Annotated in this window: 1 pseudogene; it reads left to right on the forward strand. The window is 63.9% G+C overall.

The annotated features are described in order from the left end of the window. Nucleotides 1–330 (forward strand): annotated as a pseudogene (gene clpA, locus CVH10_RS18940) (ATP-dependent Clp protease ATP-binding subunit ClpA); the annotation flags it as partial.

The following is a 330-nucleotide window of genomic DNA, read 5'->3' on the forward strand; positions in this document are numbered from 1 at the left end:
GACCACCTACAAGGAGTTCCGCAACCACTTCGAGAAGGACCGCGCGCTGCTGCGCCGGTTCCAGAAGATCGACGTCAACGAACCGACCATCGAGGACACGATCAAGATCCTGGCGGGCCTGCGCTCCGCGTTCGAGGAGCATCACAGCGTCAAATACACGCCGGATGCGATCAAGAGCGCGGTCGAGTTGTCGGCGCGCTACATCAACGACCGCAAGCTGCCGGACAAGGCCATCGACGTCATCGACGAGACCGGCGCCTCGCAGATGCTGGTGCCGGAAGCGCGCCGCAAGCGCCCCATCGGCGTCAAGGAGATCGAGGCCACCATCGC

The organism is Halomonas sp. ND22Bw (assembly GCF_003011945.1).
Taxonomy (GTDB): domain Bacteria; phylum Pseudomonadota; class Gammaproteobacteria; order Pseudomonadales; family Halomonadaceae; genus Halomonas; species Halomonas halophila.